At 64.3% G+C, this 26842-nt stretch carries 1 protein-coding gene; it reads right to left on the bottom strand.

The window, feature by feature from the left end; translation table 11 throughout:
* Positions 1 to 86 precede the first annotated feature (86 nt).
* The gene (locus ACZI8Q_RS00665) at positions 87 to 26840 is read right to left on the bottom strand and encodes a non-ribosomal peptide synthase/polyketide synthase (RefSeq protein ID WP_463371568.1); all 26754 of its coding nucleotides are present in this window, start codon (positions 26838 to 26840) and stop codon (positions 87 to 89) included.
* Between the last annotated feature and the right edge of the window lie 2 nt (positions 26841 to 26842).

Below are 26842 nucleotides of genomic sequence, written 5' to 3'. Positions count from 1 at the left end.
ACCGCAGTGCACACGCACGTGGGATGCTCGCCCACAACACATTCCCCGAATGTGCGTACTCTACCTTGTCCAGTGACCGACGGTGTTCACCGCGTGGAAAGGTAGTCGTCGAGCGCAGGTCCGACAGTTGCCAGTACGGTGGGGTCGATCATCTGATTGTGTTCGCACGGTACCGCGACCTCACGCACTCCGCCGGTCACGGCGTAGTCCCATTCGTGGACGTCGTGTTCTGCAGCATCCGGTGATTCGGTCGCCTTGAAGAACAGCATCTCGCCATCGAACACCTGGGGCCGGAACTCGTGCATGATCTGCGATGAATTCGTGAAACCGGTGTTGATGCGTTCCAGATGTGCAGCCGTCAGACCGGTCTGCTGGCCGAAGGCCTCATCGAGGAGCTCCACGGCCCGCTCGTACGTCAGCTCGGTCCTCGCATCGTCGCTGCGACGCGTCTGCGTTCCGTCCGAGTTGGTGTCGGCCGGGTCGATGTCGAGACCGAGACCGTGCAGTAGCTCGCTGACCGTCAGCACCTCGGGGGCGGCATCGTCGTCGTGGGCGATGTAGCTGTCCATGACCGCCAGCGTGTCCACTTGTTGACCGGCCCGCCTCAGTTCGACTGCCATAGCGTGGGCGAGGACGCCGCCGAGCGACCATCCCAGCAAGTGATACGGGCCCCGGGGCTGCACTCGCCGCATTTCGACCACATATCTGTGAGCCAGTTGCTCGATCGACTCGAAGGTCGGTCCCCCACTGATAGTGGGAAGCTGGAGGCCGAAGGCCGGCCGATCCTGAGACAGGTATTGCAGAATTCCTGCGTACCCCCAGGCCAGGCCGATGCCCGGATGGATACAGAACAGCGGGGGCTTGTCGCCGGTCGGTCGCAACGCAATCACGACGCCGAGCGCCTCGTCCACGGGCGATGCCGCGATCGAATCCGTGGCCTCCGCTTCTGCATCCAAGCGGTATGCGAGCCCGGCCGGTGTCGGCTCCAAGAACATCGTCTGCAGTGAGAGCGTCTTCCCAAGTTTTGCCTGAATCTCGGTGACAAGCCTGGTGGCAACGATCGAGTTACCACCCAGATCGAAGAAGCTGTCCGACGTACTGACGCGTTCCACGCCCAGGATTTCCACGAAGGTGTCGACCAGGACGCGTTCGGTTTCGGTGGTGGGAAGCTGGAATCCTTCCGACCGAGTACCGAACTCGGGGGCCGGGAGCGCCTTCAGGTCGAGTTTGCCCACCGGGGTCATCGGGAGTTGATCGAGAACGACTACCGCTGCCGGCACCATGTGTGCGGGCAATCGCTCGGCTGCGTACGTCCGAAGTTCGGCTGCGTCGACATCGTGACCGTCCGTCGCGCGTACATAGGCGGCGAGCAGAGTGTCACCAGAGGGCCCGACGTGTCCGATCGTCGCAGCGAAGGCAATTGCGGGATGATGAACCAGGACTGCGTCGATCTCACCCAGTTCGATGCGGAACCCGCGCACCTTGACCTGGAAGTCGCTGCGTCCGATGTACTCGATCGTGTCGTTGGCGCGCCAACGAACGACATCACCGGTGCGATACATGCGTTCACCCGGTTTGCCGAATCTGTTCGCCACGAACCTGTCCGCGGTGAGTGCGAAACGATTGTGGTAGCCACGCGCGAGACCGGGTCCGGTTATGTACAACTCCCCCGGTACCCCGTGAGCTACGGGCTGCAATCGAGTGTCGAGTACCAGTGCGCCGAATCCGCGAGCCGGGCGACCGATGTCGACGCCGGTCTCGGGTCGCATCGGGTCGCTCACACTGGCCTGAATGGTGGTCTCCGTCGGCCCGTAGCCGTTGAACATGCGCCGGTCGTGGGCCCACATCTCGACGAGGTCCGGTGGGCACGCTTCTCCCGCAACGACGATCGCTTCGAGCGATTCGAGGCCGATGTCGTCGATGGAGGCCAAAGCTGTCGGTGTGATGAACGAATGTGTGACCTGGTTGCGGCTCAACAGGCCGGACAATTCGGTGCCACCGTAGATGGTGGGCGGCACGATGACGACTCGGGCGCCGGCACCGAAAGCCATCATCAGCTCGAACACCGACGCATCGAAACTTGGTGAGGCGAGATGTGAGACCACCGATTTCGGGGTGACGCCGAACCGCTCGTGTTCTTCTTTCGTCAGATTGGCCATTCCTCGGTGGGTGACGATCACACCCTTCGGTTTACCGGTGGAGCCCGAGGTGTAGATGAGGTAAGCCGGGTGAGCGAGGTGCAGACGCTTGGTGCGGTCGACGTCGGATATCGGGTTCGCCGGCACGGACCCGAGTCGAGCCTCGAACTCCGGGTCGTCGAGCTCGATCCACGGCACGGTGTCCGGTAGGTGGAAACGACGATCCGACACGGTCAGTCCGACCTTCGCGTGACAATCGGTGAGCATGTAATCGATGCGCTCCGCGGGATACGTGGGATCCACGGGAACGAAGGCCGCACCGGATTTCGCCACCGCCCAGACGGATACGACCTCTTCGATGCATCGTGGAATGCCAAGGGCGACGAATGATTCCGGTCCGACGCCCTGTGCTGCCAACACGCGCGCCAACCTGTTCGACCACTCGTCCAACTCGCGGTAGTCGAGTACGCGGGGTTCGTGGACGCCATCGTCGTACACCAGGGCAAGGGCGTCCGGCTTGCGGACTGCTGCCCTCGACAACAGGTCCGGCCACAGTTCCGACGGCACCGACGTCTTACCGCGTGCCGGAACGAGATCCATCAGTTCGGTCGAGTCGAGAAGTCCGAAATCCCCGACGGGGGCGGCGGGATGCTCGACTGCTGCGGACAGAATCCTCAGGAAGCGTTCGGCAAGTTTACGTATCGTGTCGCGTTCGAACAGTGCAGTGGCGAAGTCGAATCCGGCAGTCACACCGGCCGGTGTGCCGTCCTCGCCGAACTGTTCGATGAGGATGAGTTCGAGGTCTTCCTTTGCGATATGGGTGTCGAGGTCGATTGCCTCGATCCTCAGCTGCGGAAGCTCGAGTACCGGATTCTCGTTGTTCTGGAACTCGAGTGCGACCTGGAACAATGGTGAATAGGACGTCGACCTGGTCGGGTTGAGTTCTTCCACGAGCCGCTCGAACGGAAGATCGGAGTGGCCGAACGCTGCCAGGTCCGTCTCCCGAATCTGTTCCAGTACCTCGGTGAACGTGGCCGACGAGTCGATATGGTTGCGCAGGACGAGGGTATTGACGAACATCCCGACCATGTCGTCGAGGGCTGCATCTCCGCGACCGGCAATGGGCGTTCCGATGACGACGTCGTCCGTACTGCCCAGTCGTGCCAACAACACGGCCAGAGCAGCGTGAGTGACCATGAACATGCTGGCCCCGACACAGCGCGCCAGTTCGGTGAGTTGCGCGTGCAGATCCGCGTCGATCTCGAACTGGACTCTGTCTCCGGCGAACGATTGTTGGAGCGGCCTCGGATGGTCGGTGGGCATCTGGATCACATCGGGTAGGCCGGTGAGAGTATCCGTCCAGTACCGCAGCTGATTGGACAGCACCGATTCCGTGTCGTCTTCCCTGCCCAATACGTCGTGCTGCCACAAGGTGAAGTCGGCGTACTGCACGGGTAGCGGCTTCCATTCCGGCGCGGAACCTCCCAGCCGTGCGGTATACGCGGTCATGACGTCTCGGGCCATCGGCGCCAGCGAATACCCGTCGGCCGCGATGTGGTGGACCACGAGTGCAAGTACGTGATCGTCCGGCGCAGTACTGAAGATTCTGGCTCGTACCGGCAGTTCGACGGTGACGTCGAAGCCACGAGCGACGAACGAGGTGAGAGTGTCGACCAGGTTCGCGCGGGCCACCGGCACCAGTTCGATATCGCCCGACCCTGCACCCGGTTCGAGGATCTGTTGTACCGGTTCTCCGTCCACCCGGGGGAACAGCGTGCGGAGAGATTCGTGCCGTGCCAGGGTGTCACCGAGAGCCGACCGAAGTGCTGCGATGTCGAGTTGACCGGTCAAACGGACGGCGAGCGGGATGTTGTAGGCGGCGGAACTGGTGTCGAACTGGTTGAGGAACCACATTCTCTTCTGCGCCAACGACAACGGAATCCGGTCGGGTCTGCTGACCGCGACGAGGGCTGGACGCTTCCGTGCCTGGCCGGTGCTACTTTCGAGGTTGTCGGCGAGAGTGCGGATCGTGGGATGCTCGAACAGAACTCGAACGCCGACATCCGCGCCGAGGACCGCGGCGAGCCGCGAGGTGACGCGAGTTGCCACCAGAGAGTTGCCGCCGAGGGTGAAGAAGTCGTCGTCCACGCCGATTGCGGCAATGCCGAGTACGTCGCGAAAGACTTCCGCGACGGTCTGTTCCATCGGCGTGGCCGGTTCACGGAAATCGATTCCGGTCGATCGGAACTCGGGTTCCGGAAGGGCCGAGCGATCGAGCTTGCCCACCTTGTTGAGTGGGATCTCGTCGAGAACGGTGATGGTTGTCGGGATCATGTGGCTCGGCAGTCTCGTCGTCAGGCGTGCACTGATCTCGGTGATATCGATGTCGTTGCCGAACGTTGGAACGACATACGAGGCGAGGACGGTGTTTCCGGCCGGGCCCTCGACACCGACCGTGACAGCGAAGGACACTCCGGGCTGGGCCATCAGCTCGGCGTCGATCTCGCCCAGTTCGATGCGGAATCCACGGACTTTGACCTGGAAGTCGGTGCGCCCGACGTACTCGATCGTGTGATCGGGCCGCCACCGGACCACGTCACCGGTGCGGTACATCCGCTCCCCCGGCTCACCGTACGGGTTCGCCACGAAACGACCGCACGTCAGGTCGGGCCTGCGGTGGTATCCGCGCGCCAGGCCGGCTCCCGCGATGTACAGCTCCCCCGGCATACTCAGTCCCACCGGTTGCATGCGCGAGTCGAGTACCAGTTCGGCTACACCTCGGATCGGGCCGCCGATGGTGATCGGCTCTCCCACCGTCATCGGCTCACTGATGTTCGCCATGATCGTCGTCTCGGTCGGCCCGTACGCGTTGGACAGCATTCGGTCCGGAGCCCAGCGGGCGACGAGCTCGGGCGGGCACACTTCGCCACCGACGGCTACGTGCTGGAACTCTTCGAGATCGACCGGATCCACGGTGGACATCGCCGCAGTCGTGATGAACGCGTGTGTCACCCGCTCACTTCGCAACAGGTGCGCGAGTTCTGCACCCCCGTAGACGTCGGGCGGTGCGATGACCATGGTGGCGCCGGCTCCGAATGCCTGCAGGTACTCGAAGACGGCTCCGTCGAAGCTCGGGGTCGAGAAGTGCAAGGTACGGGACGCGGCGTCCGCTCCGAATCGGAGACGTTGGTCTTCGGCGAAATTGTCGAGTCCCTCGTGAGTGACCACGACGCCCTTCGGCTTTCCGGTGGATCCGGACGTGTAGACCACGTAGGCGGCGTTGTCCAGGCTTATCGGCGATCGCCGATCGGCGTCTGCAACCGGCAGGGCCGGTTGACTCTGCCACGTCTTGGCGAACTTACGACTGTCACACGTGAACCAGGGCACCGAGGACGGCAGTGCCTCGATGTGCGCACTCATCGTGAGGCCGATGCTGGCACCCGAGTCTGTGAGCATGTGTTCGATTCGTTCGCTCGGATAGTTCGGGTCGACCGGAACGAAGGCGGCGCCGGTCTTGGCCACTGCCCACATCCCCAGGACCGACTCGATGGAACGAGGAATGCCCAGTGCGACGAATGTTTCCGGTCCCGCTCCCTCAGCGATGAGTACCCTCGCCAGTTGATTCGACCGCTCGTCTAGTTCCCGGTAGGACACGTTGCGTCCACCGAACGTGAGTGCGGTGCGGTTCGGGTCCATTCCGGCAGCATCCTCGAGGATCTGCGGGAGGGTTCGAACCGAGAACCCCGGACGCCCGTGCACGGGGACGAGGGACGCGCGTTCGGCATCGGACAGTAGGTTCAGGTGGGCCAGAGGGATGCCGGGGTCGTCGGCGATTGCAGTGAGTGCACGGACGATCCGCTCGCCCACTACCCGGATGCGTTCGTCGTCGAACAATGCGGTCGAATACTCCAGTTTGAGGTTCAGTTCCTCCTCGCCTGAAGTGACGATGGCGAGCGGATAGTGGGCGGAATCGTGGCCGTCCACGTCGAGAACACGCATGCCGGCGATATCGGTCGTCTCCGTGAGGCCTGCACGGTCGACGGGATAGGACTCCAGGACGGTCAGTGTGTCGAATATCGCTGCGGCACCTGCCGCGTTCTGTATGTCGGAGAGCCCGATGTAGTGATGGTCGAGCAGTGCGGTCTCCTCGGCTTGTACACGATCGAGCAACTCTCCCAAGGCCTCGTCGGGATCGAGTGCCACGCGTACGGGAAGTGTGTTGATGAACAGTCCGACCATCGATTCGATGCCGGGGATCTCCGGGGGCCGACCGGACACGGTGCCGCCGAACACAACGTCGTCACGGCCGACCAACTCGCCGAGAACGATCGCCCAGGCCGACTGGACGACAGTGTTCATCGTCAGTCCTCTTGCACGGCTCAGCGCCCGCAAGCGTTCGGTGACCTCCGGGCCCACGACGTACGAGGTTTCCGCGGATTCCGCAACCGCGATACTGTCCGCATCACTGGTCAGAACGGTCGGTTCGTCCACGCCTTCGAGAGCCTTGCGCCATGCGGCGATCGACTTCTCGCTGCTCTGCCTGGACATCCATACGAGATAGTCGCGGTACGGCTGCACGGGCGGCAACACGGTTGCGTCACCATCGGTGGCGTACAGCGTCAGGAGATCACGCAGTACGAGCGGTGTGGACCACCCGTCGAGCAGAATGTGATGGTTCGTCACGATGAGGCGGCAGTCGTGTTGCGACAGCCGAACGAGGGTCATCCGCAGCAGCGGTGCCGCAGTCATGTCGAACTTCTTCGCACGGTCGGTGGCGATGACTTCGTCCAGACGCGCGAACTGCTCGTCCGATTCGAGGGCGGTGAAGTCGAACTCGGTCCAGGGAATGGCCACGTGATTCTGGACGATCTGGGCGGATTCGCCCGCACTGTCGTGAACGAAGGCCGCCCGAAGGCTCGGGTGCCGGTCCAATAGTGCCTGCCCCGCGGTGCGGAGCCGAGTCGAATCGACGATGCCACCGAGTTTCAGAGTCAGCTGCACCATGTACGGATCGACCGACTCGTCCGCGAACTGAGCGTGGAACAGAAGGCCCGATTGCAACGGAGACAGGGACCAGATGTCCGACAAGCCGGGGAAGCTGGCTTCGAGACGGTCGATCGCTTGCTGATCGACCCTGACCAGGTCGAGATCCGACGGTGTCAGTCCACCCGACAGGGGCTGCGCCGCGTGATGGGCCAAAGCGGTGAGGGCGTCGACCCACAGGCTTGCGAGCTCCTCGACCTCGCCGCGGTCGAGAATCCTCGATGGGTAGGACCATGTGGCGCGCAGTTGCGATGTGCCGGCGACCGATGTCGTCATCGCATTCACGTCGAGCACGGTGGCCACCGGAATGTCCGGACTCGGCGCATCGTCGAGTTCGGCGTCGGTGACAGGCAGCCAACCGTATTCGGAGCCTTGGGTTCCGACTGTGCCTGCGATCTTTCCGAGGTAGTTGAAGCTGATCTGCGGTGACGGCAGCGCCCCGAGCAGTTGTGCGCCGGACTGAGTCAGATACCGCAGCAAACCGTATCCGATCCCATGGTCCGGGATACTCAGCAGCTGTTCCTTGACCGCTTTGACAGCCGACCCGGCCGAGTGGCCGCCGTCGAGGGCGTCCTCGAGGTCGATCCCGTCCAGATCGAGGCGGACCGGGAACATCGACGTGAACCAGCCCATGGTTCGGCTGAGATCAGCACCGGGCACCACATGCTCTTCCCTGCCGTGCCCTTCGAGACTGACCAGGGTTTGCGCGCTGGTCTCACCGCGACGGGCACGCCAGTGCGTGACTGCCAAGGCGAGGGCGGTGAGCAATCCGTCGTTCACTCCCCCACGGAAGGCCTGAGGTAGCGCGGTCAGCAGCGAATTCGTCACGTCTTCCGGAACGGTCACCGTCACTTGGTCGACCGTGCCACTGACGTCCACAGTGGGATCGAGCGGTCGTGACCCGATTGTCGGATCCGGAGACTCGAGGATGTCGCGCCAGACCGGTATTTCGTCTGTACGTTCGGCTGCCACTTCTACGAGTGCATGCGCCCAACGCCGCATCGAGGTGCCGACGGGTGGGAGGACGACGGGTTGTTCTGCGGCGACCTGCGCCCACGCGGTCGCCAGATCGGGTACCAGAACGCGCCACGACACACCGTCGATCACAGCGTGATGGGCGACGATCAGGAGGCGACCGCCCAGCGGACCCGCATCGAACCAGACGAAACGAATCATGACGCCGCCGGACGGATCGAGCTCGGCTGCAGCCGAATCCAGTTCGGCGCTCGCGGTTTCTGCGAAGGCCGTGCCCGACACCGAGGCAACACTCACCTGCCTCAGTACCGACGGTACGGGCACGGCACCAGGAGGCTGTACCCGCAGGCCCGTACTGGTGACCCCTGAGACCAGTCGACTACGCAGCATGTCGTGATGATCGAGGACCGATTGCAGGACCTGCTCGAGGCGGCCTCGATCCACGTCGACCGGTAGCGTCAGCAGGGCGGTTTGGGTGTACCGCCGATAGTCGCCGCCCCGTTCGAGGAGCCATTCCAGGATCGGCGTCGTGGGCATCGTGCCGACACCGCCTCCTTCGAACTCGTCGAGGACGACGATTTCCGAACTGTCGGACACTTCGGCTACGCCCGCCAACCCCGCAACCGTCTTGTGCTCGAAGACCGCTCGTGGGGTCAACGTCACCCCGTGGGTTTTGGCGCGCGAGACGAGTTGGATCGACATGATGCTGTCGCCGCCGAGGGAAAAGAACGAGTCGTCGACACCAACCGACTCGAGCCCGAGCACCTCGGCGAACAAATCGACCAGGACGCGTTCGGTCTCGCTGGTCGGCCCGCGACTCGGCATCGCGCGAAGACCGAAGTCGGGTGTGGGAAGGGCGCGCCGGTCGAGCTTTCCGTTCGACGTCAACGGCAATGCGTCCATCGTCACCAGCGTGGCTGGGACCATGTACGAGGTCACCTGCGTACCGACGAACTCGAGGGCGGCGACCGGATCCACCGTGCGCTCCGCCTCCGGGACGATGTAACCGACGAGACGACTCGGGCCGTCTCCACTCTCGTGCACGGTGACCACGGCGTGGGCGATGCCCTCGAACCGCAGTAGTGCGGCCTCGATCTCACCCAGTTCGATGCGGAAACCACGAATCTTCACCTGGAAGTCACTGCGACCCAGATACTCCAGACTCCCTTCGCGATTCCATCGCGCCACGTCACCCGTTCGATACATGCGCGCACCCGGGCGTCCGTGTGGGTCTGCCACCATACGGGTGGATGTCAGAGCGGCTCTTCCGAGGTATCCGCGTGTCACCTGTTCGCCTGCGACATACATTTCGCCGTTCACACCGACAGGTGTGGGGTGCAGCCGTCCATCGAGCACGTACACCCGCAGACCGGGAATGGCCCGCCCGATCACGCTCGCGGACGCCTGCGCTGCGAACCGTCTACTCAGCGGGAGGTGGCTGACGTGAACCGTGGTTTCGGTGATGCCGTACATGTTCACGAGAGTCGGCGCATCGTCGTCGTGTCGCAGGTACCACCGTGAGAGTTGCCCGAGGTCGAGGGCTTCCCCGCCGAACACGATGTAGCGCAGAGCAAGATGCTCGGTGTCGACACCTGTCTCGGCGACGATCCGGTCCGTCTCGGCCAACTGTTGGAAGGCGGTGGGCGTCTGATTGAGGACCGTGACCTTCTCGTTGCGAAGAAGTTCGTGGAACATTTCGGGCGAGCGTGCCGTGTAGTAGTCGACGACGACGAGGCGACCACCGTACAGCAACGGCCCCCACAACTCCCAGACGGAGAAGTCGAACGCGTACGAGTGGAACATCGTCCACACGTCCGTGTCATCGAATTCGAACATCGGTTGGGTGTTCTCGAAAAGGGTCAGCACGTTGCGATGCGATACGACAACGCCTTTGGGACGCCCCGTCGAGCCCGAGGTGTAGATGACGTATGCGATGGCGTCTGGATCCTGTGGACGGGTCCTGTCGGAGTCGGTGATCGGAGCGGGGGATCGCTCGGTGAGCGCGGTCCGCACGGCCGCAGAATCGATGGACAGGATGCTGCCTCGCGCAGCGGCGAGCGCGGCCTCGTGATCGGTGGTCGTGACAACGCACCGAGGACGTGCATCGTCGAGGACGAAAGCGATTCTCTCAGCCGGATAGTTCACGTCCACCGGTAGATAGCCGGCACCGCATTTGATGATCGCCAGAATCGTCACTACCAACTCGGTGGTTCGCGGCAACGCCACCGCAACGAGTTCCTCGGTGCCCACACCCTCGTCGATGAGCAGTCGCGCCAACCGGTTCGACCGCTCGTCGAGATCGTGGTAGGTGATCGAATCTCCCTCGTAGGTGACCGCCACGTCCCCGCCATGCGCCGATACGGTCGTCGTGAACCGATCGGCCAGAGTCGCTGCCACGGGCGTTCGGCCGGCGGCGTTCCATTCGTCGAGCATCAGATGTCGTTCGGCGACCGTGGTGGACTCGATGTCGCCGACCGGTGTCTGCGGGGCGTCCGCGATGCCGCCCAGGAGCCGCTGGAAGCGCTCGCCGAAAGTCGCGACGGTTGCGGCGTCGAACAAGTCCGTCGCATAGGTGAACGATGCCTGCATGCCGGCGGGCACTCCGAACTCGTCGTAGATTTCCTCGAGACTCAATTGCAGGTCGAACTTCGCGACATCCAGATCGAAGTCCACCCCGCTGACCGTAAGATCCGGCAACTCGAGGCTCGGTGTCTCGTTGTTTCGGAATTCGAGCATCACCTGGAACAACGGAGAATGGTCGGTTGCGCGTTCGGGATCGATTACATCCACCAACCGCTCGAACGGAAGATCCGAATGCGCGAAGGCCTCGAGGTCGATCCCGCGGATCTCGTCGAGCAGTTCGGCGAATCCTGCCCCTGTATCGACGTTCGCACGAAGCACCAAGGTGTTCACGAACACCCCGACGAGCTCGTCCAATGCAGCGTCGCCACGCCCGGCGACGGGAGTCCCGACTGCGATGTCCTTCATCCCGGTCAGATTCACGAGAAGGACCGTCAGCGCAGCGTGCATCGTCATGAACATCGTCGCGTTGTGGCGCCGGGACAGCGCCGACAGCCGCCTGTGCAGCTCCGGTTCCACCGTGAAGTTCACCAGGTCTCCCCGGAAGGACGGCTGACTGGGGCGTGGCCAATCGGTGGGCAACGCCAGCACTTCGGGGAGCTCGGCAAGATGTTCGGTCCAGTACCCCAGCTGTTGCGAGATCAGAGAATTCGGGTCGTCCTCGGAGCCGAGCACCTCGCGTTGCCAGAGCGAGTAGTCCGCGTACTGCACCGTAAGCGGTTGCCATTGCGGTGCGGTGCCCGTGATGCGCGCGGCGTATGCGGCGAACACGTCCCGAGCGAGCGGTGCCATCGAGAACCCGTCCGCACAGATGTGATGAATCACGATGACCAGAACGTGATCGTTGACGCCGGTTTCGAAGAGAGTCGAGCGAATCGGGACTGCGGCCGTCACGTCGAACCCCCGCGATGCCAACTCCGCGACCCGCACGGGTAACTGGGATTCGGTCACCTCGACCACGTGTTGTGGTGGTAGAGCCTCTGCCGGTGACAGCACCACTTGTGTGGGTTCACCGTCGTACGACGGGAAGACGGTTCTCAGCGCCTCGTGCCGCCCCAGCACGTCTTTCATCGCGGACCACAGTGCGTCTACGTCCAATGCACCTTCCATACGCACGACGAGAGGAATGTTGTAGGCGGCCGATGTGGTGTCGAACTGGTTGAGGAACCACATCCGCTTCTGGGCCAACGACACCGGTACATGATCCGGCCGCGGGTGTGCCTCCAACGGCGGGCGAGTACCCGCAGTGGCAACGGTCTCGAGCAGCCGGGCGAGTTGGTGAACGGTCGGCGCTTCGAAGAGACTTCGCACGCCGATGTCGGTGTCGTGTTCGGCGCTCAGTCGTGCGGCGACCCGTGTCGCGGTCAGGGAGTTTCCGCCGAGGTCGAAGAAGTTGTCGTCCACCCCGATTCGTTCGAGTCCCAGCACCGACGCGAAGATGTCCGCGACGGCTCGTTCCTTCTCGGACGTCGGCGGCCTGAAGCCGTCCGCCGACGGCAGGAACACAGGCTCCGGCAGTGCGTGGCGATCCAGCTTTCCGACGGGTGTCAAGGGAATCTCGTCGAGCACCATGATGCTGGCCGGGATCATGTGCGCCGGCAACGACCGTGACACGGATTCACGTATCTCGGCGACATCGAGTTCGGCGCGGCCGTCGGGCAACACATACGACACCAGGACGGTCTCCCCCGTCGGACCGGTTCGTCCCAGGGTCACGGCAAATCCCACGGCCGGGTTGCTGGTCAGGGCGGCGTCGATGTCGCCGAGCTCGATGCGGAAGCCGCGCACCTTCACCTGGAAATCGCTGCGACCGAGATACTCGGCCGTGCGGTCGGGAAGCCACCGCGCCACATCACCGGTGCGGTACATGCGTTTGCCTGGCTCGCCGTAGGGGTCGGCGACGAAACGGGTGGCGGTCAGGCCCGGTCGACGATGGTATCCGCGCGCCAGACCTTCACCGGCGATGTACAGCTCCCCGGGAACGCCGGTCGATACCGGTTGCATCCGGCCGTCGAGTACCACCTCGTGCACACCACGTACCGGAGCCCCGATGCGTACGGTCTCGTCCGGGACGAGTGGGTCGCTGATGTTGGCCATGATGGTGGCTTCGGTGGGTCCGTATCCGTTGTACAGGTTGCGACCGGGCGACCATCGCGTGACGAGTTCGGCGGGCACGGCCTCGCCGCCGGCGACGACGTGCTGGAATTCGTCGAGTCCGTCGGGCTCCACCGAGGCCAGCGCGGCAGGGGTCACGAAGCCGTGGGTGACGCGTTCGCGCTGGATGAGTTCGGCGAGTTCGGTTCCGCCGTAGACGTCCGTGGGGACGATCACCATGGTCGCCCCGACGGCGAACGGCAACAAGTAGTCGAGCACGGAGGCATCGAAACTCGGCGACGAGAAGTGCAGTGTCCGTGACTGCGCGGTGGTGCCGTAACGCCGCCGCTGCTCTTCCGCGAAGTTGTCGACGCCGCGATGACTGACGACGACCCCCTTGGGCGTGCCGGTCGAGCCCGAGGTGTAGATGACATAGGCCGGGTGGTCGAATCGCAGGTCCCGAATACGGTCTGCGTCCGTCACCCGGGAGCCGTCACTGCCACCCATCACCAGTTCCACATCAGGATCGTCGAGCACGACCCAGGGAACAGTGCCTGGAAGCGTTTCGAGGTCGCTGCTCACGGTGACACCGAGGACGGCACCCGAATCGGTGAGCATGTGCTCGACGCGCTCGATGGGATAACGCGGATCGACGGGGACGAATGCGGCGCCGGTCTTGGCGATGGACCACATCGTGAGCACCGACTCGATCGACCGGGCGATGCCGAGAGCCACCGTCGTCTCCGGGCCTGCACCACGGTCGATGAGTGCCCTGGCCAACCTGTTCGAGCGCTCGTCGAGGTCCCGGTAGGACATGTCCCGTCCGGCACAGGTGAGAGCGATCCTGTCGGGGTCGAGTTGTGCTCCCTCGCTGAGCAGATCAGGCAGTGTGCGGGTCGATCGTCCTTCGGGTCCGCGCGTCGGGACCAGAGTTGCCTCTTCGTCCGCCGACAGCAGCCGCAGCTGTGCGAGTGGAAGATCGGGGTCGTGGGCGATTGTCGTCAGGGCCCGCCGGATACGGTCGCCGATGCATTCCATCGAGATCCGTTCGAACAACGCGGGGAAGTACTCCAGCTTCAGTTGCAGCGTCTCGTGTGCGGACGCAATGAGAGCCAGCGGGTAGTGCGCCGCGTTCGCGCTGTCGTGGAGATCGACGAGATGCATTCCGGCGATATCGGTTGCTTCGGTCAACCCCGCACGATCGACCGGGTACGACTCGAATACGGTCAGGGTGTCGAAGACTGCAGCGTCGCCCACTCGTTCCTGTACCGACGTCAAGCCGAGGTAGTGGTGATCGAGCAGGTCGGCTTGTTCACTCTGCACTCGGCTTGCCAGCTCCGACAGTGTTTCCCGTGGATCGAGTGTGATTCGCACCGGCAACGTATTGATGAACAGACCGACCATCGATTCGATACCGGGAATTTCCGGGGGACGGCCGGATACCGTTCCGCCGAAGACGACGTCATCGCGACCGAGAAGCTCGGCCAGCACGATGGCCCAGGCCACCCTGATCATCGTGCTCATCGTGACGCCCCGATCGCGGGCGTGCCTGCGAAGTTCCTCGGTGCTCTCTGCCGGAACCTCGATCAACAGTTCGTGGGAGGTGCCGTCCTGCGTCACCGAGCGCCCTCCGGGCGACAGCAGTGTGGGTTCTTCCACACCGCTCAAGGATTCTGCCCACGCGTTCAGTGAATCATCGGTACTACGATCCGCCATCCAGTGGAGATAGCGCCGGTACGGATGCACTGTCTGCAGAACATCGGTTGACCCGTCGGTTGCGTACAGGGTCAACAAGTCACGGAGCACCAGCGGCATCGACCAGCCGTCCAGCAGAATGTGGTGGTTCGTCAGAATCAGTTGCTGACGGTCGTCGCCGAGGCGCAGGAACAAAAAGCGCATCAGGGGCGCAGTCCCCATGTCGAATCCGCGTGCCCGGTCGGCTTCGAGGAGGTCGGCTATCGCGTTCTCCTGTTCCTCCTGATTCAGCTTCGAGAGGTCGTGGTCCTCCCACGGCAATCCAACGGTCCGGCAGACGACCTGTACGGCAGTGCCTTCGGAGTCGTGAACGAATGCGGTTCGCAGGTTCTCGTGCCGATCCAACAACGCTTGCCCTGCTCGGTGCATCCGGTCGGAGTCGGCGCCGGCGAGTTCGAGCGTGAGCTGAACGGTGTACGAGTCGATCGACTGTTCGGCCAGCAAGGCGTGGAACAACAGGCCGGATTGCAGCGGTGACAACGACCAGATGTCCTGCAACGACGGGTAGCGGTCTTCGAACCGGTCGATCGCCGTCTGGTCGAGGGCGACAAGACTCAGGTCCGACGGGGTCAGGGCGCGCACATCCGGTTGCCTTGCCGCGTCGGTGATGGCCGTCAGTGCCCGAACCCACAACTGAGCGAGCTCGCCGACTTCTTCGGCGTCGAGAACACCTGCGGCATACGACCAGGTGGCTCGTAGTTGTGGGCGGCCACCGACATCGGTGGTCACGGCATTGATGCCGAGCGCGGCGGCGACCGGAGCGCCGCGGTCCTGGGTGCGTGTCAGGTCGACTTCGGTGGTGGGCGTCCAGTCCACTCTGCCCGACGAGTCGGCGACTCCTGTCGAGAAGCGGCCCAGATAGTTGAAACTGATCTGCGGCGACCGTTCGTTTCGCAAGTGGCTCGCCGATTCCGGGTCCAGGTAGCGCAGCATCCCGAATCCGATGCCGTGGTCCCGGATTGCGAGCAGCTGTTCCTTGACAGCTTTGATTGCCGAGGCTGCGGCATGCCCACCGTCGAAGGCATCGTCGACGTCGACACCGGTCAGGTCCAGGCGAACCGGGAACATGGAGGTGAACCATCCGATGGTCCGACTCAGATCGGCGCCCGGAAGCACGTGTTCCTCACGTCCGTGCCCCTCCAGTTCCACCAGCGTGGTCGCGGCGTCGACTCCGCGGTGGCGCCGCCACCGTGACACTGCCAGCGCCAATGCTGCGAGCAGGCCGTCGTTGACGCTGCCGCGGAACGTGTCCGGGACGGCGGTGAGGAGTGCGTCGCTGATATCGGGGGGAATCTCGACCGTGACACGTCCGAGAGTTGCGTTCACGTCGATGCTCGAATCGAGTGGTCGCGCACCGATGAGTGGGTCGTCGCCGGCGAGGATCTGTTGCCAGGACTCGAGTTCGTCTCTGCGCTGCCGGGCGATCTCGACCAGCCCGTGTGCCCAGCGCCGCATGGACGTTCCCACCGGTTCGAGGGCTGTTTCGCGGCCAGTTCCTCGCTGACCCCAAGCCGACGCCAGGTCCGGCACCAGCACCCGCCATGACACGCCGTCGATCACCAGGTGGTGTGCCACGACGAGCAGCCTGCCGCCTTTGTCGCCTTCGGCGATCCACACGACCTGTAGGACCGGTCCATCGAACGGGTCCAGCCGGTCTTGTGCCGATTCGAGTTCGGCGACGACCACCGAGGCGAACTCCGCGGTACCCGGTTCCGCGGTAGTAGATGCCCGCCGCAGGAGGTCGGTGGCGTCGACGGAACCGGGTGGCCGGATCTCGAGCCGGTTCACTCCGTCCTGCTGGACCAACCGTGCTCTCAGCATGTCGTGGTGGTCGATCACGATCTGGAAGGTCGCGGCCAGTTCGCCGAGGTCGTTCAGATCCGCGGGGGCGGTCAGCAGAGCAGACTGGGACATCCGCCCGAATGCGCTACCACTCTCGAGCAACCATTCGACTATCGGCGTAGCGGGAGCGAAACCCACGCCTCCACCGTCGAGCTCTTCCAGAGTCGCCGAATCGGTGTCGTCCGTGAGGGTTGCGACGAGCGCCAGCCCGGACACCGTCTTGTGATCGAAGACGTCTCGGGGCGACAACGACAGTCCCACTGTCTTGGCGCGCGCCACGAGCTGGATCGACATGATGCTGTCGCCGCCGAGAGCGAAGAACGAATCCTCCGTCCCCACCGACGAGAGGCCGAGGACCTCGGCGAAAATGTCGGCCAGCACACGTTCGCGCTCGTTGGCCGGAAGTCGACCGGACGCCACCTCGCTACCGAAATCGGGTTCGGGGAGCGCTCTTCGATCGAGTTTGCCTACCGGTGTGACCGGGAACGTATCCAGCACCATGAGCGCGGCAGGCACCATGTACGGCGCCAAGCGGGTCTCCGCGTGGACTCGTAACGCAGCCTTGTCCAGGACCGCGCCGTCGGCGGGGACCACGTATCCCACGAGTCGCACAGGCCCGTTGCCTCGACCGTGCGCCGTGACCACTGCGTGCGCGACGCTCGGGTGGTCCGCGAGAACGGCTTCGATCTCGCCGAGCTCGATGCGGAAGCCGCGCACCTTCACCTGGAAGTCGCTGCGGCCGAGGTACTCGAGTCGACCGGAATCGTTCCACCGCGCCAGATCGCCTGTTCGGTACATGCGCTCGCCGGGCTCCCCGAACGGATTTGCCACGAATCGATCGGAGGTCGTCGCGGATCGTGCGTGGTAGCCGCGGGCGAGGCCGGCACCGGTGACGTACAGTTCGCCGGCAACTCCGGTGGGCACGGGATGCAGACGTGAGTCGAGCACCATTTCCCCGCACCCGAGCGGCGGACGTCCGATCGTCACCGTCTCTCGTGGATCCATCGAGTCGGTCACGCTGGAGACGACGGTGGCCTCGGTGGGGCCGTACGCGTTGAACATCTTCCGGTCAGGGGTCACCCACTGCCGTACCAGCTCGGGAGGGCACACGTCGCCGCCGGTCGCCACGCATACCACCGTGTCCAGGCCTTCCGGATCGACCGAACCCATTGCGGCCGGGGTGATGAACGCGTGGGTCACCTTGCCGTCCCGGAGCACGGAGGCAAGCTCGGCGCCTCCGATGACCGATGTCGGTGCGATCACCATGCAGGCACCGGAGCCGAAAGCGAGCAGGAACTCGAGAACCGACGCGTCGAAACTCGGTGACGAGAAGTGCAGGGTGCGCGATCGGCGGGTCACGCCGAATCGTGTCCGCATATCTTCGGCGAAGTTCGCCAGCCCGCGGTGGCTCACGACGACACCCTTGGGAGTGCCCGTGGAACCGGAGGTGTAGATCACGTAGGCCGGGTGGTCGAGGTGGAGACGGCCGACTCGCTCGGACTCTGCGACGGCGTCGCCCGGATAGGAATCGAGTTCACCTCGCACCTCCGGTGAATCGAGGACGAGCCGTTGCACGGCCAACAGATCCGGCACACTCGCGTCGTGGCCTTCTCGCGTCACCACGAGGGCGGCCCCGGAGTCGGTCAGCATGTGAAGGATCCGATCGGATGGGTAGCCCGGGTCGACGGGCACGTAGGCCGCACCGGCCTTCGCAACCGCCCAGATCGACAGCACCGATTCGATCGACCGCCCCACGGCGAGCGCGACCACATCTTCCGGTCCCACACCGCGCGCAACCAAAGCCCGAGCCAGCTGGTTCGAACGTGCATCCAGTTCTCCGTACGAGAGTTCCAGGCCGTCGTGGAGCAGCGCGGGCGCGTCCGGATCGACCGCCGCCGAAGCGAGGATCTCGGCGAGTGTCTTCGGCGCAACGCCAACGCCACCCGTCACCGGGGTCGATGCTGCCGATTCCGAGTCGGACAGCACGGCGATGTCGCCGATCGGCCGGTCCGGGTTTCCGGTGGCGGCCGCCATGATCCGCTGGAGGTAGGAGGAGAACCTTTCGACGGTCGACGGGTCGAACAGACTCGTTGCATAGGTGAATGACGCCTCCAGACCCGTGGGTTCGCCGGCGGCACCGAACTCCTCCGTCACGGTGAGTTGCAAGTCGAAGTTCGAGATATCGGGAGTGAGATCGATCCCGGACACACTCAGACCAGGCAATTCGAGGTGGGGTTGCTCGTTGTTACGGAACTCGAGCATCACCTGGAACAGCGGCGAGTGCGCGGTGGAACGCTCGGGGGCGATGTCGTCGACCACTCGTTCGAACGGAACGTCGCTGTGGTGGAACGCATCCAGGTCGGTGTCACGTACTTGGGCCAGCAATTCGGAGAACGAGGTGTCCGGTTCCGCGGTGGTACGCAACACCAGGGTGTTGACGAACATTCCGACCACGTTGTCCAACGCGGTCCGGCCACGACCCGCGATGGGTGTTCCGATGGCAACATCGGCCGAATCGCCGAGCCGGACGAGGAATGTTGCCAGCGCCGCATGGATGACCATGAACAGACTGGTGTCGTGTTCGCGCGCGGTCGCCGTCAGTGCCCGGTGTGTCTCCTCGTCTATTCGGAAGTGGTGGACGGCCCCCTTCATCGACGCCGTGTTGGGACGAGGTCGGTCGGTGGGAAGGGACACCACTTCGGGCAGCCCGTCGAGGACTCGGTTCCAGTACCGGAGTTGCGCGGCGAGAATACTGTCGGGATCGTCGGGGGCTCCCAGAGAACGTTGCTGCCAGAGTGTGTAGTCGACGTACTGCACCGGCAGCGGTGCCCACTCCGGCGCCGTCCCGACTGTCCGCGCCGTGTAAGCGGTCATCACGTCCCGTGCGAGCGGCGCCATCGAGAAGCCGTCGGCGCAGATGTGGTGCACGACGATGCATAGAACATGATCGTCGTCACGGGTGTGGAGCAGTTCGGCTCGTACAGGTGCCGCGACCGTGACGTCGAAGCCTGCCCCGGCGATCGCCGACAACCGATACTCGAGCTCTCCTTCCGGAACCGGTATCGGCTGCAAGGACGGCACGACTTCGCTGGTCGGGACGACGACTTGTGTCGGGACACCCGAATGCATCGGGAATCGGGTGCGCAACGATTCATGCCGTTCGACCACATCTACCACCGCTGCGGCGAGAGCATCGGTGTCGAGCCGTCCGCTCAACCGAATTGCCATCGCAACGTTGTAGGCCGGCGAGGAGGTATCGAACTGATTGACAAACCACATCCGCTTCTGGGCCAGGGACACCGGCACGTGTGCGGGGCGATGGACCGGTTCGAGCGGAACCGGTGCCGGCTCCTGCTCGGTGACGGCGTCGGCACGCAGTGCGAGTTTCTCGACGGTGGGGGCGTCGAACAGATCACGGACCCCGAGCTGTACACCGAGCGCTTCGCCTGCCCTGGCAACGAGCCGCGTTGCTACCAGCGAGTTTCCACCGACATCGAAGAAGTCGTCACGCACCCCGATCCGGGGCAGATCGAGTGTCTCGGCGAAGATCGACGCAAGTACCTCCTCCACCGGATTGCGCGGCTCCACGAATTCGGAGCGTGGCGCGAGCAACTCGGGCTCCGGAAGTGCCTTCCTGTCCAGCTTTCCGGTTGCGCCGAGCGGAAGCTCCTTCAGAATCACGAACTGGCTCGGCACCATGTATGCGGGCAGGATCGTTGCGGCGGTCTCCCGCAACGAGGTGACGTCGATTACCTGCCCGCGGGTGGGAACGACGTACGCGACCAAGCTCTCCCCCGTCACCTCCCGGCTGTGCACGACTGCAACCGCTTGCGCTACCGCAGCATCGTCGAGCAACGCGGATTCGATTTCGCCCAGTTCGATCCGCTGACCGCGCAGTTTCACCTGGAAGTCGCTGCGCCCCATGTACTCCAGATTCCCCGAACGGGACCAGCGCACGACGTCGCCGGTCCGGTACATGCGGGTACCGTCGTCGCCGAGTGGATTCGCGACGAAGCGATCGGCGGTGAGTTCGCTCCGGCCCACATAACCGCGGGCGAGTTGCACGCCTGCGAGATAGAGCTCGCCGGGTACACCGACGGGAACCGGTCGCAACCTGGTATCGAGAACGTATACCTGCGTGTTCCAGACGGGTGCGCCGATCGGCACCGACCACTTCTCGGTACCGGTGCATTCGAAGTAGGTGACGTCCACGGCGGCCTCGGTCGGCCCGTACAGGTTGTGGATCTGCGAGGGCGAGAACCGCCGGAATGCCGCCACGGTGGCCGGCGGGAGCGCCTCACCACTACAGAACACGCGCCGCAGGCTGGTGCACTCGTCCGGGTCCGCGCCCGCGACGAAGGTGGCGAGCATCGACGGCACGAAGTGCATTGTCGTCACGGACTGATCGGCGACGAGTCGCGACAGGTAAGCCGGGTCACGATGGCCGTCCGGCTGGGCGACGACCAGCCGAGCACCCACCTGCATGGGCCAGAACAACTCCCACACGGAGACGTCGAAGGTCACAGGAGTCTTCTGCATCACCACGTCGTCGGCAGTCAGTGGGTAGCGGTCTTGCATCCACAGCAGTCTGTTGACGATCGAACGGTGACTGACTTCGACGCCTTTCGGTCGCCCTGTCGACCCGGAGGTGTAGATGACATAGGCGGCGCCGTCCTGCCGGATCGGCCCCCCACGGTCGGCATCGGTGATCGGCGCATCGGAGTGGGTCGTCGGGGAAGCAACAGCGACATCGACGACAGGCACATCGAGAACGGGGAGGTGTGCGTCAACATCGGCGGTGGTGAGCACGCATACCGGAGCTGCACTGTCGAGTACGTAGGAGTTTCGCGCGGCCGGGTGATCGGGATCGAGCGGAACATACGCCGCCCCTGCCTTTTCGATCGCATAGATCGCCACCATCATGTCGAGTGACCGGCGGACGGCGACGGCGACTCTGGAATCGCCGCCCACACCCCGCTCGATGAGTGCTCGGGCGAGTCGGTTGGCGCGGGCGTCGAAGTCGCGATACGACAGCGATTCGCCTTCCCACACAAGTGCTGGGGCATCCGGGGTTCGTGCCACCTGCACCTCGAACAGGTCGACGAGCGTGCGGGTGGGAACTGTCGTTGCGGTGTCGTTCCACTCGTGAACCACCCGGTGGTACTCCGCTGCGTCGGCCAACGCAGCATCCCCGAGCGTGCGCGCGGGATCATCGGCGAATTGTTCGAGTAAGCGGGCGAACCGGTCACCGACCGCAGCCATCGTCGAGCGGTCGAACAACTCGGTCGCATAGGACAATTCGACCTCGAGTCCGGCGCTACCCTCGGTATCGGGCCGGGGCTCGTCGACGATCACCTGCAGGTCGAATTTCGCTGTTTCCGTATCGACTGGATCGACCGTGAGGTCCAGCCCGGGCAACTCGATTCGCGTTTCGGTGTCCGATTGCAGCACCAGCATGACCTGGAACAGAGGTGAATGCGATTCGGTACGAACCGGCTGCACCTCGTCGACGACGAGTTCGAACGGCACGTCCGTATCTGCGAACGCAGCGAGATCCACCTTGCGGGTGTCGGCGAGGAGGTCGACGAACGACTGCGACGAGTCGACGGTCGTTCGCAGAACCACCGTGTTCACGAACATTCCGACGAGGTCGTCGAGTTCCTGCGGTCCCCGACCGGACACCGGCGAACCGATACTGACGTCGGCAATGTCCGCCGATCTGCCGATCAGGACCGCCAACGCAGCGTGCAGGACCATGAACAAAGTGACGTCTTGTGCGGCGGCCAGCTCTCGAAGTCGTCGGTGGAGATCTGCCTCGAGCTGGAACCGGTGACTGCCGCCGCGCATCGACTGACGCGCCGGGCGTGGCCGGTCCAAGGGAAGCGTCGATGATTCGGGTACGCCGGCCAGCCTCTCCTTCCATCGGCCCAGTTGCTGAGACAGAATGCTGCTCGGCTCGTCTGCCGCTCCGAGCATGTCGCGTTGCCACACGGTGAAGTCGGTGTACTGCACGGCAAGTGACTCCCAGGCAGGCGCGTTTCCGGCCGATCGCGCCACGTAGGCCGTGATCACGTCGCGGGCCAGTGGGCCCATCGACAACCCGTCTGCGGCAATGTGATGTGCGACGAGAAGAAGCGTGTGATCTCCGGGGGCGATTCGGAACAACCTGGTGCGCAGCGGAATGTCCACTGTGACATCGAATCCGGCCCGGGCATTCTCCGACAATCTGTCGGGAAGATCGGCCGCACTCACGTCGACCTCGACGGGGTCGGGAGCGACTTCGTCGACCGTTCGGACATCCTGGACCGGCCCGGACGCCGTGTTCGGGAACACGGTGCGCAGGGCCTGCTGTCGTTCCATTACGTCGGCGAGCGCCGCGACGAGTACCTCACGGTCGAGCTCACCGCGCATCCGAATGGCGATCGGGATGTTGTAGGCGCTCGACGATGTGTCGAGTTGATTGACGAACCACATACGCTGCTGCGGCGCCGATACCGGAATCGCAGCAGTGTGCTCATGGGCGACCAGGCTCGGTCGCGACCGTCCCGGCTGCCCCTCAGTGATCTGTAGTTGCTCGTCCACTCGCTCCGCCAACTGCGACACCGAGGGGGCTTCGAACAGGTCGAGAACCCCGATCTCCGTCGCGAACGCGGCGTTGATTCGCGACACGACGCGGGTGGCGACGAGGGAATCACCGCCCAGGTCGAAGAAGCTGTCGTCGACGCCGACACGGTCCACCTTCAACAGTTCGGCGAACAGGTCCACCAGGCGACTCTCGGTCGGTGTTCCGGGCGCGCGGTATACCGTGGCCACCGCCTCGAACGATGGTTCGGGCAGCCTGTTTCGGTCGAGTTTGCCCGCGGGGGTCATCGGCACCTCGTCGAGAACCACCACGCGGGCCGGGACCATGTGCGCAGGAAGTCGATCCGCAGCATGCTCGAGCAGACCGGCGGTATCGACCGGCGCATCTCCCTCGGGCAGAACGTAGCTGACCAGCAGGGTGTCTCCGGACGGTGCGACGTGGCCGGTGGTGACGGCGAAGCCCACCCCAGGATGCGATCTGACGACTGCGTCGATCTCGCCCAGCTCGATGCGGAAGCCGCGAACCTTTATCTGGAAGTCGGTGCGTCCCAAATACTCGAGCTCGCCGTGGCTGTTCCACCGCGCCAGGTCACCAGTGCGGTACATGCGAACTCCGGGCCGCCCGTACGGGTCCGGCAAGAAACGCTGCGCCGTGGTGGCCGGTCGGCGGTGGTACCCACGCGCGACGCCCGGCCCACACACGTACAGTTCGCCGGGTACACCCACAGGAACGGGGTGCAGCCGTGAATCGAGCACCAACGATCCGCTTCCGCGGGGTGGGCGGCCGATTGCGACAGGCTCATCGGCAACCAGTGGGCCGCTGACAGCAGCCACCACCGTGGCCTCGGTGGGTCCGTAGGCGTTGTACATGCGCCTGCCGTGCGCCCATTGTTCGACCAGTGCCGGTGGGCATGCTTCACCACCGGTGATCACGCACCGCACGTGATCGAGGCCTGTCGGGTCCACGGACGCCAGGGCTGCGGGGGTGACGAAGGCGTGCGTCACACGGTGTCGGTGCATGACGTCGGCGAGCTCGGTACCGCCGTACACCGTCGGTGGTGCGATCACCATCGTCGCGCCGGGGCCGACCGCCAGCAACAGTTCGAGCACCGACGCGTCGAAACTAGGGGACGAAAAGTGCAGCGTGCGCGATTGCGAGGTGACGCCGTACCGCTCCTGCTGGTCGGCAGCGAAATTCGCCAGACCCGCGTGGGTGACCATCACGCCTTTCGGTGTGCCCGTCGAACCCGAGGTGTAGATCAGATAGGCCGCCTGGCTGATCCGTCGAGGGCCGGAGAGATCACCAGCTGCGATCGCGCCGGACGGTTGCTGTGCGAGAGCCGTGTCGAGCTCGCCACTGCCGAGGACCAACCACGGTGTGGTGTCGGGTAGACGGTCCGCGCTCTGCTCGACGGTGATGCCCATCAGAGCCTGCGAATCCGACAGCATGTGTTCGATTCGGTCTGCCGGATAGGCCGGATCGATGGGGACGAACGCCGCGCCCGACTTGGCTACCGACCACGTCGCAAGCACGGACTCGATCGACCGTGCGATTGCCAGTGCCACCACGGACCCCGGTCCCGCACCGCGGCCCGTCAGTACCCGTGCGAAGCGGTTCGACTGCTCGTCGAGTTCACGGTAGGTCAGCACCCGGTCATCGTCGATCAACGCGGGGGCATCCGGATTCGCCGTCGCTGCGTGCGACATGAGGTCCGGGAGAAGGCGTGGGGACAACGACTCGGTGCCGAGAACTGGGGCCAGTCGGTCCATCTCGGCGCTTTCGAGAATCATCAGATCCCCGACAGGCGTGTCCGGTCGGCTCACGGCATCGGTGAACAGTCGTTCCAGCCGGGCAACAAGACCCTCCGCAGTGGATCGATCGAACACGTCCGCTGCATACGAGAGGCTGCCACGAATAATCGGCCCGCCGCGTTCGTGCTGCTCGTCCATCGACCACCACAGATCGGCGGCGGTGGACGGCCGGTCACCCGAACTGCGCGGCCGCGTGCCGGTCAACTCGAACATCACCTGAAGTCGGAGCGGTCGCGCGCGGCCGCCGTCCTTGCACTCGAAGAGCTCGTAGTAGGGCAACTCCGCGTGTGCGAAGGCGGCATCATCGGCAGCACGTACGGATTCGAGGTGCTGCGCGAAGGTACGCTCACCGGTCACCGACGTGCGAAGTGCCGTTTCGTAGCCCGCCTCGTCGTAAGTGCCGAGCACTACGTCGTCTGTATCACCGAGCCTGGCCATCAGGACGGCCAGCACCGTGTGAATCACGCCGAACATGCCCTCGGTATCGGCCGTGGGGAGGGTGGCGGCCCGTGCCGTGCTGGATTTCGGAAGGCAGAATTCGACAGTGCCGTAGTCCGGCTGACGGTCACCCGAGTAAGGCCGGTCCAGTGGCAGCGCGATGGCTTCCGGTGCACCTGCCAGGGTGCGGCGCCAGAATTCACGGACCTCGTGCGTGCGCCGGATCCGCTTGCCTTCGCGAGCACTCGCGGCGTGAATAGTGTGGACCTGCGCCGAACGCTCGGCAACGGTGAACTCTTCCACCAGTTCGACGAACCAGCGATGATGTGAACGCAGTTCCGCGGTGTCGTACCGATCCGGGTTGCCACGGAAGTCGACGAAGGTGCGCGCCGATCCCCCGCTCTGATAGAAGTTCACCAACAGATCGTCGACGGGCCCGGAGGTGACGATCTCGTACTCGCCCACCAGGTTTCCGAGGGTGATCTCCTGGTGGAACAGCATCACGTTGACCAGCGGGCCGGACAACGCCCCTGCGGCACCCGCGAGTCCGGCGTCGCGACGAATGTCCTCGAGGCTGCATCTCTGATGACGCAACGCACCCACCAACTCGAGCTGAACCCTGCCGACGAGATCCCCGACCGAATCGTCCGGAAGCACCGCGATGTGCAACGGCGCGACGTTGACCAGCATGCCGCCGGACCGTTGCAACGGCGCAGTGGTCCGAGCCGAAACGGGGATGTTGACCAGAACGTCTTCTCTTCCGGTCATGCGCGACAGGTAGCAGGCGAAAGCCGAGATCAGAACGGCAGCCGCCGTGGCGCCGACGCGTTCACCGGCAGCATCGACGCCTGCCATGGCAGTGTCCGACAGAAGCGCACTCTCGAGGTGACTGTGGGCCCTGGCCGGGGCATCGGCCTTCGCGAGGGTGGAACCGCCCTCGATGCCCCGGATGTGCTCGGCCCAGTACTCCCGATCCGACTCGAAACGCCGCGACGAACGGTACTTCTCGTCCAGTTCGTACAGTTCGCGCAGGTCGAGTGCCCGGTTCGGAGGGACCTCGGTACCACGAACGGCGGCCGTGTAGAGCGCGGCGATTCTGTTCAGCATGGTCGCACCGCTGTAGCCGTCGAGTGCCACGTGATGGATGCGCGTGTACCACCAGTACATCTGGTCCCCGACCCGAAGGACAGTCATGTCGACCAGCCGATCCCGGGTCAACCGCAGCGGATGTGCGCAGTCGTCATCCATCCAGGCCCGAGCCGTCCCTTGCGGATCGGATTCGGCTCGGAAGTCTCGGAACCCGATCGATGGGTCGATTGTCTCGTCGACCATCTGATACGGCTCTCCGTCGACGTCCAGGAGACGCAGAAACGGTGATTGGAACTCGTGTGCCGCCTCGACCGCGACGCGGCTGAGCAGTTCGAGGTCCACGTCGCCCTGCAATTCGACGTATTGGGCTATGAACTTGGGCACCGCCGGACTCAGCTGCTGCGCAAACCACATACTGCGCTGCACGGCCGACAAGGGGAACGCCCCCTCTGGGACGGTCGAAGGCGAGCTCGGAAGTTGCGAATTACCCATCG

This window comes from Rhodococcus quanlei (assembly GCF_055231015.1).
Note: the sequence above shows the minus strand (reverse complement) of the source record. Positions and strands in the feature narration are given on the sequence as shown.